At 64.9% G+C, this 15,828-nt stretch carries 13 protein-coding genes; 6 read left to right on the plus strand and 7 right to left on the minus strand.

The window, feature by feature from the left end; translation table 11 throughout:
- Positions 1 to 4: 4 nt before the first annotated feature.
- Positions 5 to 1,024 (plus strand): type II secretion system F family protein, encoded by a 1,020-nt coding sequence (locus AQZ49_RS19745; RefSeq protein ID WP_067620016.1) that lies wholly within the window; start codon positions 5 to 7, stop codon positions 1,022 to 1,024.
- Between the two features lie 7 nt (positions 1,025 to 1,031).
- Here AQZ49_RS19745 and AQZ49_RS19750 read toward each other — a convergent pair whose 3' ends face one another.
- The 5 genes from AQZ49_RS19750 to AQZ49_RS19770 form a co-directional block, all read right to left on the minus strand.
- Positions 1,032 to 1,517, minus strand: a complete 486-nt coding sequence (locus AQZ49_RS19750; RefSeq protein ID WP_067620020.1) for a MarR family winged helix-turn-helix transcriptional regulator — start codon at positions 1,515 to 1,517, stop codon at positions 1,032 to 1,034.
- Between the two features lie 84 nt (positions 1,518 to 1,601).
- On the minus strand, positions 1,602 to 2,246 hold the full coding sequence (locus tag AQZ49_RS19755) for a TetR family transcriptional regulator (protein WP_067620026.1): 645 nt from the start codon (positions 2,244 to 2,246) through the stop codon (positions 1,602 to 1,604).
- Positions 2,243 to 3,115 (minus strand): crotonase/enoyl-CoA hydratase family protein, encoded by an 873-nt coding sequence (locus tag AQZ49_RS19760; protein ID WP_067620031.1) that lies wholly within the window; start codon positions 3,113 to 3,115, stop codon positions 2,243 to 2,245. The genes AQZ49_RS19755 and AQZ49_RS19760 overlap by 4 nt, the downstream gene beginning before the upstream one ends.
- A gap of 57 nt (positions 3,116 to 3,172) precedes the next feature.
- Positions 3,173 to 3,958 carry an SDR family NAD(P)-dependent oxidoreductase gene (locus tag AQZ49_RS19765; protein ID WP_067620033.1) on the minus strand — a complete coding sequence of 262 codons (786 nt, stop codon included), beginning with the start codon at positions 3,956 to 3,958 and terminating at the stop codon, positions 3,173 to 3,175.
- A 24-nt stretch (positions 3,959 to 3,982) separates the two neighbouring features.
- Entirely contained in the window at positions 3,983 to 5,155 is a 1,173-nt protein-coding gene (locus tag AQZ49_RS19770) for an acetyl-CoA C-acetyltransferase (RefSeq protein ID WP_067620035.1), read from the minus strand.
- Between the two features lie 143 nt (positions 5,156 to 5,298).
- Here AQZ49_RS19770 and AQZ49_RS19775 point away from each other — a divergent pair, with 143 nt between their 5' ends.
- The 4 genes from AQZ49_RS19775 to AQZ49_RS19790 all read left to right on the plus strand — a co-directional run bounded on the left by AQZ49_RS19775 (position 5,299) and on the right by AQZ49_RS19790 (position 10,222).
- Complete coding sequence (locus AQZ49_RS19775; protein WP_067620117.1) at positions 5,299 to 6,108, plus strand: crotonase/enoyl-CoA hydratase family protein; 810 nt, start codon at positions 5,299 to 5,301, stop codon at positions 6,106 to 6,108.
- Positions 6,108 to 6,992 carry a thiamine-phosphate kinase gene (gene thiL, locus AQZ49_RS19780; RefSeq protein ID WP_067620037.1) on the plus strand — a complete coding sequence of 295 codons (885 nt, stop codon included), beginning with the start codon at positions 6,108 to 6,110 and terminating at the stop codon, positions 6,990 to 6,992. The genes AQZ49_RS19775 and thiL overlap by 1 nt, the downstream gene beginning before the upstream one ends.
- Positions 6,993 to 7,144: 152 nt before the next feature.
- Positions 7,145 to 9,247 carry a sodium-translocating pyrophosphatase gene (locus tag AQZ49_RS19785; protein ID WP_067620120.1) on the plus strand — a complete coding sequence of 701 codons (2,103 nt, stop codon included), beginning with the start codon at positions 7,145 to 7,147 and terminating at the stop codon, positions 9,245 to 9,247.
- An 81-nt stretch (positions 9,248 to 9,328) separates the two neighbouring features.
- The gene (locus tag AQZ49_RS19790; protein ID WP_067620122.1) at positions 9,329 to 10,222 is read left to right on the plus strand and encodes an acyl-CoA thioesterase; all 894 of its coding nucleotides are present in this window, start codon (positions 9,329 to 9,331) and stop codon (positions 10,220 to 10,222) included.
- 321 nt (positions 10,223 to 10,543) lie between these two features.
- On the opposite strand, the gene uvrC is transcribed toward AQZ49_RS19790, so the two are convergent.
- A complete protein-coding gene (gene uvrC, locus AQZ49_RS19795) occupies positions 10,544 to 12,466 on the minus strand; it encodes an excinuclease ABC subunit UvrC (RefSeq protein WP_067620042.1) in 1,923 nt (640 codons plus the stop codon).
- 331 nt (positions 12,467 to 12,797) lie between these two features.
- On the opposite strand from uvrC, the gene AQZ49_RS19800 reads away from it, so the two are divergent.
- Complete coding sequence (locus AQZ49_RS19800; protein WP_082701929.1) at positions 12,798 to 13,193, plus strand: PilZ domain-containing protein; 396 nt, start codon at positions 12,798 to 12,800, stop codon at positions 13,191 to 13,193.
- A 19-nt stretch (positions 13,194 to 13,212) separates the two neighbouring features.
- Here AQZ49_RS19800 and AQZ49_RS19805 read toward each other — a convergent pair whose 3' ends face one another.
- Positions 13,213 to 15,771 carry a TonB-dependent receptor gene (locus AQZ49_RS19805; protein WP_156428406.1) on the minus strand — a complete coding sequence of 853 codons (2,559 nt, stop codon included), beginning with the start codon at positions 15,769 to 15,771 and terminating at the stop codon, positions 13,213 to 13,215.
- Between the last annotated feature and the right edge of the window lie 57 nt (positions 15,772 to 15,828).

Raw genomic sequence — 15,828 nt, forward strand, 5'->3', positions numbered from 1 at the left:
AATCATGAGCGCATATACCGCCGTTCCGGCCGCCGCCCATCCCACCGTGCTGGGGGTCGATGTCATCTGGGCCGGCACATTGCTGACCGGTTTTGCCGCGCTGGCGATGGTCCTGGCCATCTATGCCGCGATCACCGTGCGCGACCCGATGGCCAAGCGGGTCAAGGCGCTCAACGAACGCCGCGAACAGTTGAAGGCCGGGATCGTCGTCGCGGCCAGCCGCAAACGCGCCAGCATCGTCCGGCGCAACGAAACCACCGATCGCATCCGCAGTTTTCTGACGCGGCTGAGCGTATTGCAGGACAGCCAGTTGGCCGTGGCCCAGCGCAAGCTGGCCCAGGCCGGTATCCGCAAAAAGGAATGGGGCGTCGCGATCATTCTGGGCCGCATGGTCGGCCCGATCGCGCTGGGCGGGATGGCCGCGCTGCTGATCTATGGCGCGAACTATTTTCCGACCTGGCCCGATTACAAGCGGTTCGGCGCCTTTGCCGCGATGCTGGTGTTCGGCTACAAGTTGCCCGACATCTGGATCTCCAACCTGGTCGGCAAGCGTACCGCCCAGATCCGCAAGGGCCTGCCCGACGCGCTAGACTTGCTGGTGATCTGCGCCGAGGCCGGGTTGACCGTCGATGCCGCATTTGGCCGCGTCGCGCGCGAACTGGGCCGCGCCTATCCCGAACTGGGTGATGAATTCGCGCTGACCGCGATCGAGCTGTCGTTCCTGACAGAACGGCGCCATGCCTTTGAAAACCTGGCCTATCGCGTCAATCTCGAAGCGATGAAGGGCGTCACCACGACGATGATCCAGACCGAAAAGTACGGCACGCCGCTGGCATCGGCACTGCGCGTGCTGTCGGCCGAATTCCGCAACGAACGCATGATGCGCGCCGAGGAAAAGGCCGCCCGCCTGCCGGCGATCATGACCGTGCCACTGATCTTGTTCATTCTGCCGACGCTGTTTGTGGTCATCATCGGCCCGGCGGCCTGCTCGATCAGCGACAACTTCCTGCACCGCAAGCTGTAAGATCGCGTCAACCCGGCTTGCGGCGCGCGGGGCTATCCTCGATTTGGCGGACCGATAGCAGCAGCTTGTCGAGCAGATCGCGCAAGGCGCTGGCCTCCTTGGCGGTCAGCACCGTAAATATCCGTTCATAGGCGGCATAGGCCTGCGGCCAGATCTGTTCATAGACCGCCCGACCGCCTTCGGTGAGTTCCAGATGGTGCGACCGCCCGTCAGAGGCGTTGGGGCTGCGGCGGACAAAGCCGCGGTCATCGAGCGCCTTGCACGCGCGGTTTACCGCCACTTTGTCCATCAGCGTGGCGCGCACCAGATCACGCTGGGTCAGCGGTCCGGCATCGCCAAGCACCGCCATGATCCGCCATTCGGGAATTTTGAGGCCGAACTGCGCACCGTAGTCGTCGGCGATCAGGCCAGACACGGCGTTGGAGGTGATCGCCATGCGATAAGGCAGAAATCCCGCCAGACGACTGTTCGAACCATGCATGTCGCGACACATAGTGAATGTCAGATCGGTTGCAAGCGAAACAAAGCAACCAAAATGATCCTGCGCTTGGCATAGTTTTGCGTCAAGCCGCCCATCTTATCCTTTTCGCGCCAGAATCCCGGCCATGATGAAATCGACCGTATGTTCGCGATAGCGGTCGCGCAGTTCCTCGGTCAGGGTGTCCTGCCCATAACAGTGGCGCAGCACCAACCGCGCCGAAAAGAACCGGTCCGCCGCCCCGGTGACGGTGAAATAGAACAGTTGCGCATCGACCGGACGGAACGTGCCGGTGGTCACCCCGGCCTGGATCAACCGATCATAGGCGACGCCGAGCGGGGTCAGATACTTGTCGGCAATGCTGCGCGCCTCCGCCTCGTCGCTATCGCGCACCAGCCGCATCAACAGGCGGTTGAGATAGGGATAGGCGTAGTACGTGTCGATGCATTTGCCGATATGGCGGCGCAGCTTTGCCTCGGGCGACATGTCGTCCTTGGCCAGCAGCGCGTCGACCGAACGAATGATCGACACCATGTCGCGATCGAGCAAGGCCCTGAGCATGCCCGCCTTGTTGCCGAAATAGTACTTCACCAGCGCCGAATTCAGCCCCGATCGCAACGACAGTTCCGACAGTGAGATGTCGACCTGATCGCCCTCGCGCATGATCTGCGATGCGGTTGCCAGCAACAAGTCGCGCGCGCCTGGCTGTTCCGCCGTTTCGGCCCCATTTGTGTTGTCGTTCATTCCCAACCCGGTTCTTCCCACCAAGGATAAAACTGCGGCATATCCGAAGAAACGCGCGCAGGGTAGCGGGCTGCGCGTTTTTCCAGAAAACTGGCGATACCTTCGCGCGCATCGGCCCTGCGCGACAGCGTATAGATCGCCCGGCTGTCGATCCGATGCGCCTGTATCGGGTGATCGTACTGCGGGTTGTGCCACAACATCGCGCGCGTCATCGATACCGACACCGCGCTGGTGTTGTCGGCAATTTCGTGCGCCAGCGCGCGCGCGGCAGGCATCAGATCGTCGGGTTCGTGCAACGACCGCACCAATCCGCCGCGCAACGCCTCCCCGGCATCGAACACCCGCCCGGTCATGCACCATTCGAGCGCTTGCGACACACCGACCAGGCGCGGCAGAAACCAGCTCGACGCCGCCTCGGGCACGATGCCGCGCCGCGCAAAGACAAACCCGAAGCGGGCGGTGGTGCTGGCCAGGCGCATGTCCATCGGCAATTGCATGGTCGCCCCGATCCCCACGGCGGCGCCGTTGATCGCGCCGATCAGCGGTTTTTTCGACCGGAACATGCGAAGGGTCAGCAATCCGCCGCTGTCGCGCACGCGCGGATCGGACAGATCATCGACCTGATCGCCGCTGGCAAACACCTGTTTTCCATCGTCGGGGGTCAGATCGGCGCCCGCGCAAAATGCGCGGCCGCCGTGCCCCGTGATGATCACCGCGCGCACGGCATCATCGGCGTCGGTGTGATCGAGCGCATCGCACATTTCCTGCATCATCGTGCCGGTAAATGCGTTCATCTTGTCCGGACGATGCAGTGTGATCGTGGCCACGCCGTCGGCCACGTCAAACAGGATCTGGCTGTACTGTGCCATGGCTCGCTCTCTCCCCAAAAACGGGGGCCGCCTTGTGGCGTGCCCCCTTGCCCGTGGTTACCGGGGCGCCATACGGATCGCGCCGTCGAGCCGCACGTCTTCGCCGTTGAAATAGCCGGTTTCGATCATGCACAGTGCCAGCGCGGCATATTCGTCGGGAATGCCCAGCCGCTTGGGAAACGGCACCGACGCGGCCAGCGCAGCTTTGACGTTGTCGGGCGCCCCTTGCAGCAGCGGGGTGTTGAAAATGCCCGGCAGGATGGTGTTGACGCGAATGCCCTCGCTCATCAAATCGCGCGCGATCGGCAGGGTCATGCCGACCACACCGCCCTTCGACGCCGAATAGGCGGCCTGGCCCATCTGCCCGTCTTCGGCCGCGACCGAGGCGGTGTTGACGATCGCGCCGCGTTCACCGAATTCGTCGACCGGATCGAGCGTCAGCATCCCCGCCGCCGACTTGGCGATGCAGCGGAACGTGCCGACCAGATTGATCTGGATGATCGCGTTGAAGGCATCGAGCGGGAAATGCTTGATTTCGCCGGTTTCCTTGGCGCGGCTGGCGGTCTTGATGGCGTTGCCGGTGCCTGCACAATTGACCAGGATGCGTTCCTGTCCATTGGCCGCGCGCGCCTTGACGAAACCGGCATCGACGCTGTCGTCGCTGGTCACGTTGACTTCGCAGAACACCCCGCCGATTTCGGCCGCAAGCGCTTCACCCTTGTCCTTGTTCAGGTCGAAGATGGCGACTTTCACGCCCTTGGCGGCCAGTGCGCGCGCCGTGGCCGCGCCCAGACCCGATGCGCCGCCGGTTACGACGGCGGAAATGCCGGTTTCAAGTTTCATCAGTCAGTCCTCTTCCCAGAAATCCTAGACCAGTTCGACAATCGTCACGTTGGCGACACCGCCGCCTTCGCACATCGTCTGCAAGCCATATTTGAGCCCCCGCGCCTTCAGCGCATGAAGCAAAGTCGCCATCAGCTTGGTGCCCGATGCGCCGAGCGGATGGCCCAGCGCGATCGCCCCGCCATTGACATTGAGCCGGTCGGGATCGGCACCGGTGTGCTTCAGCCAGGCCAGCGGCACCGACGCGAACGCCTCGTTGACTTCATAAAGGTCGATGTCGCCGATCGACAACCCTGCGCGCGCGAGCGCCTTGTCGGTGGCGAACAGCGGTTCTTCGAGCATGATCACCGGATCGCCTGCGGTCACCGTCAACGTGTGGATGCGCGCCAGGGGGGTCAGGCCATAGCGCTTGAGCGCGGCCTCTGACACCACCAGCGCGGCGCTCGCGCCGTCGCAGATCTGGCTCGAACTCGCGGCGGTCAACGTGCCCTCGGGGCTCAGCAGCTTCACCCCGGCAATGCTTTCGAGCGAGGCATCAAAGCGGATGCCTTCATCGACGGTGTGCAGTGCAGGGCCATCTGCGGTGTCGATCTCGACCGGCACGATTTCGTCGGCAAAGGCGTTGACCTGGGTCGCGGCAATCGCCTTGCGATGGCTCGACAGCGCAAACGCATCGAGCTGATCCTTGGTAAAGCCATGCTTTTTCACGATCATTTCGGCGCCCACGAACTGCGACCAGTTCACACCGGGATATTTTGCTTCAAGCCCCGGCGACTTGTAGTTGCCCAGGCCCTCTTTCATGTGAAAAATCGCCGTGCTGCCCATCGGCACGCGGGTCATGCTTTCCACCCCGGCGGCGATCACCACATCCTGCACGCCCGACATCACCGCCTGCGCGGCAAACTGGATCGCCTGCTGCGACGATCCGCACTGGCGGTCGATGGTCACGGCCGGGGTCGATTGCGGCAGCAGTTTGCTGGCCAGCACTGCGTTGCGGCCGACTTGCCCGGCCTGTTGCCCGCCCTGGCTGACACAGCCCATGATCACATCGTCGATTACCGCAGGATCGATGCCGGTGCGGCGGACCAGCGCATCGAGCGTCAGCGCCGCCAGATCGACCGGGTGCACCCCGGCCAGCCGACCGTTGCGCCGCCCACCGGCCGTGCGCACCGCGTCCACGATATAGGCTGTCCCCATTTCCCTTACGACTCCTGCTTGCGATCGTTATTTAATTGAACGATTAAAGAGCGGCGATGGTTCGGTCAAGCCGATCATTTGCGCGACGCGCGCGGCTGTGGCACCGCACCGTCGAGACCCGCCTCCGCCACGAAGGACATACCATGGCCGCATCCCCGTTTCTGACTGTCGAGCGCCAGGGCCGCATCGCCGTGCTGACCATGAACCGGCCCGAAGCCTTGAACGCGATCGGCACGCTCGACGATTGCGACTGCATCGTCGACACGCTGTTCGCACTGGGCAACGATCGTACCGTCTCGGCGATCGTGCTGACCGGATCGGGCCGCGCCTTTTCGAGCGGCGGCAATATCAAGGGGATGCAGCAACGCACCGGCATCGGCGTGCTCGACCAGCCGGATTCGACCCGCGCCAACTACCGGCGCGGGGTGCAGCGCGCGGTGCGCGCGCTGCTCGATTGCGAGATCCCGATGATCGCCGCGATCAACGGCCACGCCATCGGACTGGGGCTTGATCTGGCCTGCCTGTGCGACATCCGCATTGCCGCCGACACCGCGAAAATGGCCGCCAGTTTCATCAAGGTGGGGATTGTTCCCGGCGACGGCGGCGCGTGGACGCTGCAACGCATTGTCGGCTATTCGCTGGCCGCGGAACTGTTCCTGACCGGGCGCAGCTTCGATGCCGCCTATGCGCGCCAGATCGGGCTGGTCGGCCAGGTGGTGGCGCCCGATGACCTGTTGCCGACCGCACTGGGCATCGCACAGGAGATCGCCGCCAACCCGCCGCGCGCACTGCGGCTGACCAAAAAGCTGTTGCGCGAGGCACAGCATGGCCGCGCGCACGACGTGCTCGAACTGTCGGCGGCATTTCAGGCAATCGCGCACGAAACGCAGGACCACGCCGAAGCGGTGTCGGCCATTCTCGACAAACGTCCGCCGCATTTCACGGGCGCGTGATGGCATCGCGCGAGGCCGCCTTCATTGCGATGATGCGCGCTTTGGCGCCCGATCCGGCGGCCCGCGCGCTGGGCGATGATGTCGCGGTGCTGCCGTTCGGCGACACCTGCCTGATCCTGACGCACGACATGATGGCCGAAGGGGTGCACTGGCTGGCTGGCCAGGACGAAGCCGATGTGGCGTGGAAACTGGTGGCGACCAACATGTCGGATCTGGCCGCCAAGGGTGCGGTGCCGGTCGGGGTCCTGCTGGGCTATGCGCTGGGGGCCGATGATGCGCGCTTTGCCGTGGGTCTGGGCGAGGCCTTGCGCGCGTTCGACGTGGCGCTGCTGGGCGGCGACACGATTGCCGCGCCGGCCGGGGGCCGCAGCCATGGCCTGACCGCGATCGGGCGCGCCACGCATGTGCCGGTGCCGGGGCGCAACGGCGCCCGGCCCGGCGATACGCTGTGGCTTAGCGGCCCGGTCGGCGCCGCTATGCTGGGGTTCGAAGCGCTGCGCGACGGACGATCGGATATCGATTCGCGCGCGTTCCGGCGCCCGCAACCGCGTCTGGCCGAAGGGATCGCACTGGCGCCGCTGGTCAGCGCGATGATGGACGTGTCCGACGGCTTGCTGATCGATGCGGGGCGACTGGGCGCAGCCAGCGGCGTGACGCTGGCCATCGAATCCGGGGCAGTGCCTTTCCCCGAATCCCTGCCCCCCGCGCGACAGCACGAGGCAATGACCTGGGGTGATGACTACGAATTGCTGTTCACTTTGCCGCCAAATCAATCCCCGCCATTCTTCGCATATGCAATAGGTCGGGTGGATGAATACATTGGCAACAATGTGTTGATTGATGGTGCAGTGCCAAAAGGCCGCCTCGGATACTGGCACGATTAGCCACCTCGTTGATTTTACGCAAGGAAAGGCTTGCCGCACGCGCATAAATGCCTAGCCTCGGGTTCTCTCCACACAAAGGGGACCCGCACCCGCGTTGCCGCCCGGACGCCGGAATGGTCGACGCAAGGTCGGACATAAAGGGGGATGCCAACGTGAATCTTGTTGAGATATCAATTGGATTGGCCTTGCTGGCCATCGTTTACGGGATTGTCGTCGGGCGCTGGGTGCTGCAGTCAGAGCCCGGCAACCAGACCATGCAGGACATCGCGGGCGCCATTCAGGAAGGCGCCCAGGCCTATCTGAAGCGGCAATACACCGCCATCGCCGTGGTCGGCGTGGTGGTTGCGGTGATCGTCTTCGCCTTCCTCGGCCAGATCGCCGCCGCCGGGTTCGTGATCGGCGCAACATTGTCGGGCGCGGCGGGCTTTATCGGCATGAACGTGTCGGTGCGCGCCAATGTGCGCACCGCCGCCGCCGCACAGCACGGGTTGCAGGCCGGGCTCACCATGGCGTTTCGCGCGGGCGCGATCACCGGCCTGCTGGTGGCCGGGCTGGCGCTGCTGGCGATTGCGGGCTTCTTCGGATACCTGACCGGGCCGGGCGGTTTTGCCCCCGACACGCGCGTGGTGGTCACCGCGTTGACCGCGCTGGCGCTGGGTGCCTCGCTGGTGTCGATCTTTGCGCGGCTGGGCGGCGGGATTTTTACCAAGGCTGCCGATGTCGGCGCCGATCTGGTCGGCAAAGTCGAGGCCGGCATTCCCGAGGACGACCCGCGCAACCCGGCGGTGATTGCCGACAACGTGGGCGACAACGTCGGCGATTGCGCCGGGATGGCCGCCGACTTGTTCGAGACTTATGTCGTGACCATCGGCGCCACCATGGTTTTGACCGCGTTGCTGGTCAAAGGGCTGGGCCATCTGCTGCTGCCGCTGATGAGCTTGCCGCTGCTGATCGGCGGGGTGTGCATCGTCACCTCGATCATCGGCACGGTGTTTGTCCGGTTGGGCAGTTCGAACAACATCATGGGCGCGATGTACAAGGGGTTTCTGGTCACCACCGGGCTGTCGATCCCGGCCATCTGGTTCGCCATCGCCTATACGCTGGGCGATATGGAAACGCCGATCGGCAGCGCCGGATTCACCGGGCGCACGCTGTTCTATTGCACACTGGTCGGGCTGGTGATCACCGGGCTGATCATTTGGATCACCGAATATTACACCGGCACCAATTATCGCCCGGTGCGCTCGATTGCCAAGGCCTCGGTCACCGGGCACGGCACCAATGTCATCCAGGGGCTGGCGATCAGCCTTGAGGCGACCGCCTTGCCGACGCTGGTGATCTGCGCCGGGATCGTGGTGTCCTATCAGCTCGCCGGGCTGATCGGCATTGCCTATGCCGCCACCGCGATGCTGGCGCTGGCCGGGATGGTGGTCGCGCTCGACGCCTATGGTCCGGTCACCGACAACGCGGGCGGGATTGCCGAAATGGCCCATCTCGACGACAGCGTGCGCGAAAAGACCGATGCGCTCGATGCGGTGGGCAACACCACCAAGGCGGTGACCAAGGGGTATGCGATCGGGTCGGCGGGGCTGGCCGCGCTTGTCCTGTTTGGCGCCTATACCACCGACCTGAGGGAATTTTTCCCCGCGCTGACGGTCAATTTCAGCCTGGAAAATCCCTATGTCATCGTCGGGCTGCTGCTCGGCGCGCTGTTGCCCTATCTGTTCGGGGCGATGGGCATGACCGCGGTGGGCCGCGCCGCGGGTGACGTGGTGGTCGATGTGCGCGACCAGTTCGCCAACAACCCCGGCATCATGGCCGGAACCAGCCGACCCGACTATGCCCGCACCGTCGATCTGGTGACCAAGGCGGCGATCAAGGAAATGATCGTGCCCTCGCTGTTGCCGGTGCTGGCCCCGGTGGCGGTCTATTTCGTGATCACCTGGGTCGCGGGCCGGGCCAACGGCTTTGCCGCGCTGGGCGCGCTGTTGCTGGGGGTGATCGTCAGCGGGCTGTTCGTCGCGCTGTCGATGACATCGGGCGGCGGGGCGTGGGACAACGCCAAGAAATACATCGAGGACGGCCATCACGGCGGCAAAGGCTCCGACGCGCACAAGGCGGCGGTGACCGGCGACACCGTGGGCGATCCCTACAAGGACACCGCCGGGCCGGCGGTCAACCCGATGATCAAGATCACCAATATCGTGGCCTTGCTGCTGCTTGCCGCACTGGCCGGGTCGGCCCACGCGAGCTGACCCCCCGCACAAACCCCGCTGGCGGTGCCAGCGGGGTTTTACGTTGACGTTAACGGCATGGCCCGCCAGAACGCCTGGGTCATGACCGCAGACCCCAGCCCCGCCGCCCGTGTTGCCAGCCTTTTGCGCCTGCTCGATCTCGACGAGACGGGCCCCGACAGCTTTGTCGGGCACAACCGTCCCGATGGGGTGGGCCGCATGTTTGGCGGGCAAGTGATCGCCCAGGCGCTGGTCGCCGCCGAACGCACCGTGGCGCCCGATCGCCCGGTCCATTCGCTGCACGCCTATTTCCTGCGTGGTGGCAACGAGGCGCAGGATCTGGCGCTGAACGTGTTGCGCGATCTTGACGGGGGCAGTTTTGCCAACCGGCGCGTGGTCGCCAGCCAGGCGGACACGCCGATCCTCACCCTGGTCGCCTCGTTCCACCGCCGCGAAACCGGGCCGCACCACGCCGCGCCAATCCCCGCCGTGCCCGCGCCCGAAGACCTGCCCGACGAGGCCGAACTGCGCGCCGAACATGCCCATCTGTTACCGCCCGAACGGCGCGCGATGGTGCTGCGCCCGCGCCCGATCGAATTGCGCCCGGTCGAGGCACGCCACTGGATGAACCCGGCCCCGCGTGAGGCGAAATCGCACACCTGGTTCCGCACCGCCGGGCCACTGCCCGACGATCCGCGCGTGCATCGCGCCGTGCTGGCCTATGCCAGCGACATGAGCCTGCTCGGCACGTGCACCCTGCCCCACGGGCTGAGCTGGATTCTCGGCAATGTGATGGGTGTCAGCCTGGACCACGCAGTGTGGTTCCACGACGATTTCCGCGCCGACGAATGGCTGCTTTATGTCTGCGACAGCCCCTGGGCGGGAGGCGCGCGCGGGTTCAACCGGGGCCAGATCTTCACCCGCGACGGGCGCCATGTCGCCAGCGTCGCACAGGAAGGACTGATCCGGCCGATCGGGGCCGCCCGGGCCACCTGAGGCGGTGATCTTGCGCCCTTCCCACAGCTTGGTTCGGCGCGCGATTCGCCCAACATACAAGGCCAATCGGCATCGACTTGCGAGACGGGACCGATCGGTATGAAGAATGAACTAATATATTGATATTAATAGTATTCTGTTCATCCTGAGCCTGTCGAAGGATGCGCACGACCCTTGCCCAAAGGGCGTACTTCTGGCGCCCAGAGCGGACGTCTGCGCGCATCCTTCGACAGGCTCAGGATGAGTGGATTTTGCTGATGTTATTGATTTAAATTCAAACAGATGCTCTTGTGTGAATCCCGCAGGATGCGGTGACGCGGATCAACCAGCAGGGTGGTAGAAGTCGTAAACCACCTGGGCCACCGCCGCGCTGACCCCCGGCGCGCGCTGCAGATCGTCCAGACTGGCCGCGCGGACTTTGCCCGCCGTGCCGAAATGCAGCAGCAGCGCGCGTTTGCGCGCGGGGCCGATGCCCGGCACTTCGTCGAGCGGGCTGGCGGTGATCGCGCGGCTGCGCTTGGCGCGATGCGCGCCGATCGCAAAGCGGTGTGCCTCGTCGCGCAATTGCTGCAAGTGGAACAGCAACGGCGAATTGAGCGGCAACAGCTTTTCGCGCCCGTCGGGCCAGTGGAAATGTTCGCGCCCGGCGTTGCGATCGGGGCCCTTTGACACCGCGATCAGCGCGACATCCTCGATCCCCAGTTCCTCCAGCGTTTCGCGCACGGCGGTCATCTGCCCCTTGCCGCCATCGATCAGCACCAGATCGGGCCACATCCCCCGATCGCGATCGGGGTCTTCGTCCTGCGCCCGGGCAAACCGCCGGCTCATCACTTCGCGCATCATGGCAAAGTCATCGCCCGGTTCGGTTTCGGGGCGCCTGATGTTGAACTTGCGATATTGCCCCTTGCGGAACCCTTCGGGCCCGGCAACCACCATCGCGCCCACCGCATTGGTGCCCATGATATGGCTGTTGTCATAGATTTCGATGCGATCGGGCGCTTCGCCCAATTCGAAGAATTCGGCCATGTCGCGAAAGATTTTCGCCCGCGTACCGGTTTCGGCCTGGCGCCGTTCGAGCGCTTCGTCGGCGTTGCGCTGCGCCTGTTCCATCAGGCGGCGGCGATCGCCGCGCTGCGGCACCGAAATCTCGACTTTGCCACCCGCCGCGCCGTGCAGCGCCTCGGCCAGCAGATCCGCCTCGGGCAGATCGCGATCGACCAGGATCAGCCGGGGCGGCGGCACGTCTTCATAGAATTGCGCCAGAAACTGCGTCATCACTTCGGCTTCGTCATGGCCTTCGGTGTGGCTGGGGAAAAACGCGCGATGGCCCCAGTTCTGCCCGCCGCGAATGAAGAACGCCTGAATCGCCACGTGCCCGCCCTTGACGGCGATGGCAAACACATCGGCATTGCCCACCCCTTCAGCGTTGATCGCCTGGCTGCCCTGGATGAACGTGGCGGCGCGCAGCCGGTCGCGCAGCACCGCCGCGCGTTCATAGTCCAGCGCCTCGGCCGCCTGTTCCATCTGCGCCTCGATCTCGCGCTGCACCGCGCCCGACCGGCCACCCAGAAAATCGCGCGCCTGGCGCGTCAGTTCGGCATAGGCGGTCTCGTCGATTCGCCCGACGCACGGCGCGCTGCACCGCTTGATCTGGTACAACAGGCAGGGCCGGTCGCGCCGGGCCATGAAACCGTCGTTGCAACTGCGCAGCAGAAACAGTTTCTGCAGCGCATTGATGGTGGTGTTGACCGAACCGGCACTGGCGAACGGCCCGTAATAGTTGCCCTTGGCCCGCCGCGCGCCGCGATGCTTCATGATCCGTGGAAAGGCGTGATCAGACCGCAGCAGAATGAAAGGAAACGATTTGTCGTCACGCAACAGCACGTTGTAGGCGGGGCGATAGCGCTTGATCAGTTGCGCTTCGAGCAGCAGCGCCTCAGCCTCGGAATTGGTGGTGACAATCGTCATCGTGCGCGTCAGGCTGACCATCCGGCGCAACCGGTTGGGCAGGCGATCGACCTGGACATAGTTGGCGACGCGGTTTTTCAGCGCGCGCGCCTTGCCCACATACAGTGTCTCGCCGCGCGCATCGTTCATGCGATAGACGCCGGGCACGGGTTTGAGCGTGGCCACCACTTCGCGGATCACCGCCACCCCGTGATCGAGATCGGGCTGATCCGCGCCGCGCACCGCATAAGTCGCCTTGTCCTCGTTGAAGCGCTCGGCACCATGGGGCGAATCCATGCTGCCCGCAGGCGTGCGACCCGCCGGGGCATCGTCGGGCGTGGGGGTGGCGGCTGGGGGTCGGGTACGGGCCATGGGATGGTCCAGATAGGCACTCGCGCGCCGCTTGGCCAGCGTCCCCGCCAGGGTGTGTGGGGATTTGGCTCAGGGTGGAGCGAGAATGGCTGATTTCGAGAACCGGAGCGGAGCGTGCTGCCAGTACGTGAGCACCGGAAGCGCAACAAAGCGGTCGTTCGCAGCCCGCCCCGGGCCAAATCCCCACACACCCTATGCATTGATCCTGATCGCACCATCGCGCTGTGCTTAACCGTGATAGGGATAGCCTGATGCCATGCCCATGCAGCGTCTTCAGTTTGGTCGCGCCAACGCACCGGCCGGGCGGCGCCAGGCGGCGCGCGTGCGGCTGGCGCTGCCGGGCAAAGTCATCCTGATCACCGGCCACGAAGCATGCCAGCTCGACGATCTGTCGCAGACCGGGGCCTGTGTGACGGTGGGCGGCGACCCGCCGCCGCTGGGCGATGACGTGGTGCTGATGGTGCAAGGGGTTGAGGCGTTCGGCACCGTGGTCTGGCGACGCGGCGGCAGTTTCGGCGTGGCGTTCGATGCATTGCTGCCAAAAGACGACGTGATCCGCCTGCGCGCGGTGCACGACCATTTCCAGACGCTGGAACAGGAACAGAACCGGCGCCGCGCCCGCGAATTCGTCCAGGGCCGGCGGGTCTTTTGACCGCCATCGGCGTCAAGGTTCAGAACTGTTTGCGCAGTTCCAGCTTGAACAGCCTTCCGACCGGATCGACATAGCCCGCCTGATAGGCAAGCGGGGTGGCCCCGGTCGAATCGGTCACTTTCTGGATGCCGTTGAACACGTTGTTCACCGCAAACGACAAGCGGGTGCCTTTCAGGAACGCAAATTTCTTCACCACACTGGGCATGCGGCCCAGATCGGCGAACAGGCGAAAATTGACCGTGGCCAGCGCGCCGAAATCGAGCGGCAGATCGCCGGGCTGCCCGCTGGAATTGACATGCGTCGCACTGGCATAAGTCGCTGCCAGCCGCACGCCAATCCCGCGATAGGCCCCACCCGCATCAAGATTGGCGGTATGGCGCGCCACCCCGCTGCCGGTCAGCGCATCGCCGCCCAACTGGTTGAGCACGGTCCCGTTCGGCAATTGCGCGGTGTTGTAGATTTCATAGCTATAGGCCAGCGACAGGTTCCACCGCCCGCGCCCGTCCGACGGCGGAGGTCCACCGCCGCCAGGGCCACCGCCGCGTCCGCCGCCGCCGCGACCAAATCCGCCGCCCCCGCCCGGACCGCCGCCGGGGCCACCTGGACCGCCGGGTCCGCCCCGACCGCCGCCAAACCCGCCACCAAAGCCGCGCCGGTGCGCCAATGCCGGATCGGGTTTGCCGAAATTGCCCGACAGGTTGAGGCTGGTGCGCACACGCGAACTGCGCGTCATCGCCAGTGTGACCGGGGTTTCGTCGATCGACACGATCTGATCTTGCGCATTACGCAGCACGCGGTCGGGAAACGCCGATTCCACCGCCGCCGTCACCAGCGGAAACGCACTGGTCGGATCGGTCGAATGGTTGCGGAAATATTCGACCACCAGCGTGTTGTTGCCATTGCCGAACGGCAGGGTCCAGTTGCTGGCGACCTTCCAGTCGCGCTGATCCTCGCGCAACAAACCGGCATTGCCGCCGGTGATGACGGTGGCCAGCACGGTCTGCCCACGCACAAAGTCAAACACCGAGACATTCGGGGTGATCACGTCGGGCGCGGCGAGATTGGCCAGCGTCGGCGCGACTTCGGTGCCGATATAGGTCGCCGACAGCGTCCACCTGTCGGTCGGTTTCCACGTCAGCCCGCCGCCCAGATCGAACAGCCCGCCAAAGTCGGACAGATGATGCGCCTCGACATTCAGGTTGGCCGACAGATCGCCGATCGCTTCGAGCACGTGATTCTTGCGGCTGGTCAGCGGCAGGTCGAGGCTGAAACCGATCTGCGCATCGCCCTGGCGATAGGCATCGCTGATGCCGGTACGCGTGTCGCTGCCCGCTTCGGCCGACCAGACATAGCCGGTCTTGAGCGTCAACGCGACATCGCCAGATGGCAGTTTGAGCGGCGATCCCGACAGCGTGAACAGTGTGGTATAGCTGTCGGTGGTGGTGTCGGCGATTTCCGGGTTGATCGCGCTGGCCGAATCGATCGACTGCACCTGATAGGCATGGGTGCCATCAAGCGTGCCCGAAAACAGCCAGGTCCCGACCGGCGCGTTGAGCCCCAGCCCGACCGAGCCGGTGGTGGTGCGCGACGATGTCAGCAGCGCGAGCAGCGGCTCGGTCGATTTGATGCCGTTGAGCGCATCGCTCGAACTGCGTTCGACCAACCCGTTGATGGTCAGCCCCGCGCCGGGCCACAGCGGCCGCGCCACCGTGGCGTTGAGCGTGGCGTTGGTGCTGCCTGCCTGCAGCGTGCGATAATCGGCCAGATCGGGTTGTCCAGCCACCTCGGGCGTCGATTCGATGATGTTGCGCGACGCGGCCAGTTCGGGCGAGATCGTTTCATAGGTGCCGGTCACATTGACGCGCGCGCCCTTGTTGATCCGCACCAGCGTGGCGTCGTTGCGCGTATCGGTATACCCTGCGCTCGACGGCTCGCTGAACTCCAACTCGTCGAACTGGCTGCTGAAATGGTCTTTCAGCACGAAATTGACCACGCGCTGGTCCGGACGGAACCCGTATTTCAGCGCGACTTCCTCGGGCAGGATTTCCACCAGCTTGATCGCTTCGGGCGGCAGGCCACGGATCTCGCGGAAATTCGACACGCGCATGCCGTTGAGCAGGAATACCGGCGATGACGCACCCCGGCCCCGCCCGGTGCCGGTCTGCGGCACCAGCGCTTCGACCAGTTCCTCGATCGAGGACACGCCATAGGCGGCGATGTCTTCTTCATCATAGGTCACGATCGGCGGCTGTTCGGCCTCCACCTGGCCCTTGATGCGGTGCGCGACGACCAGAATTTCGCCCTTTTTGTCGAGCCCGCGCGCATCACGCTTATAGATCGGGTCGCCGTTGACCGAAATTTCGCCGGTGGTGTCGGCTTCTCCGGGCGTCGGCTGCGGCTTGTCAGCAGGTGTTTCCGGCGGGGGGGCCGACGTTGCCGGTGCAGCGGGCGTTGCCGTGGCCGATGGCGGCGGATCGCCCGCGACCTGGGCATGCGCCAACGCAGCGCCCAGCGTAACGCCGGCGGCCAGAGCAGGAAACAGGATGGCGGCGGCCACCGGGTGCGAAAGGCGATTCACGGTTGCTGGTCGTCTTCTCGGGTTGGCTGTGCCCACAGCACCGGGGGGGGGGGGGGG

The sequence above is a fragment of the Novosphingobium sp. FSW06-99 genome (genome assembly GCF_001519065.1).
GTDB lineage: Bacteria > Pseudomonadota > Alphaproteobacteria > Sphingomonadales > Sphingomonadaceae > Novosphingobium.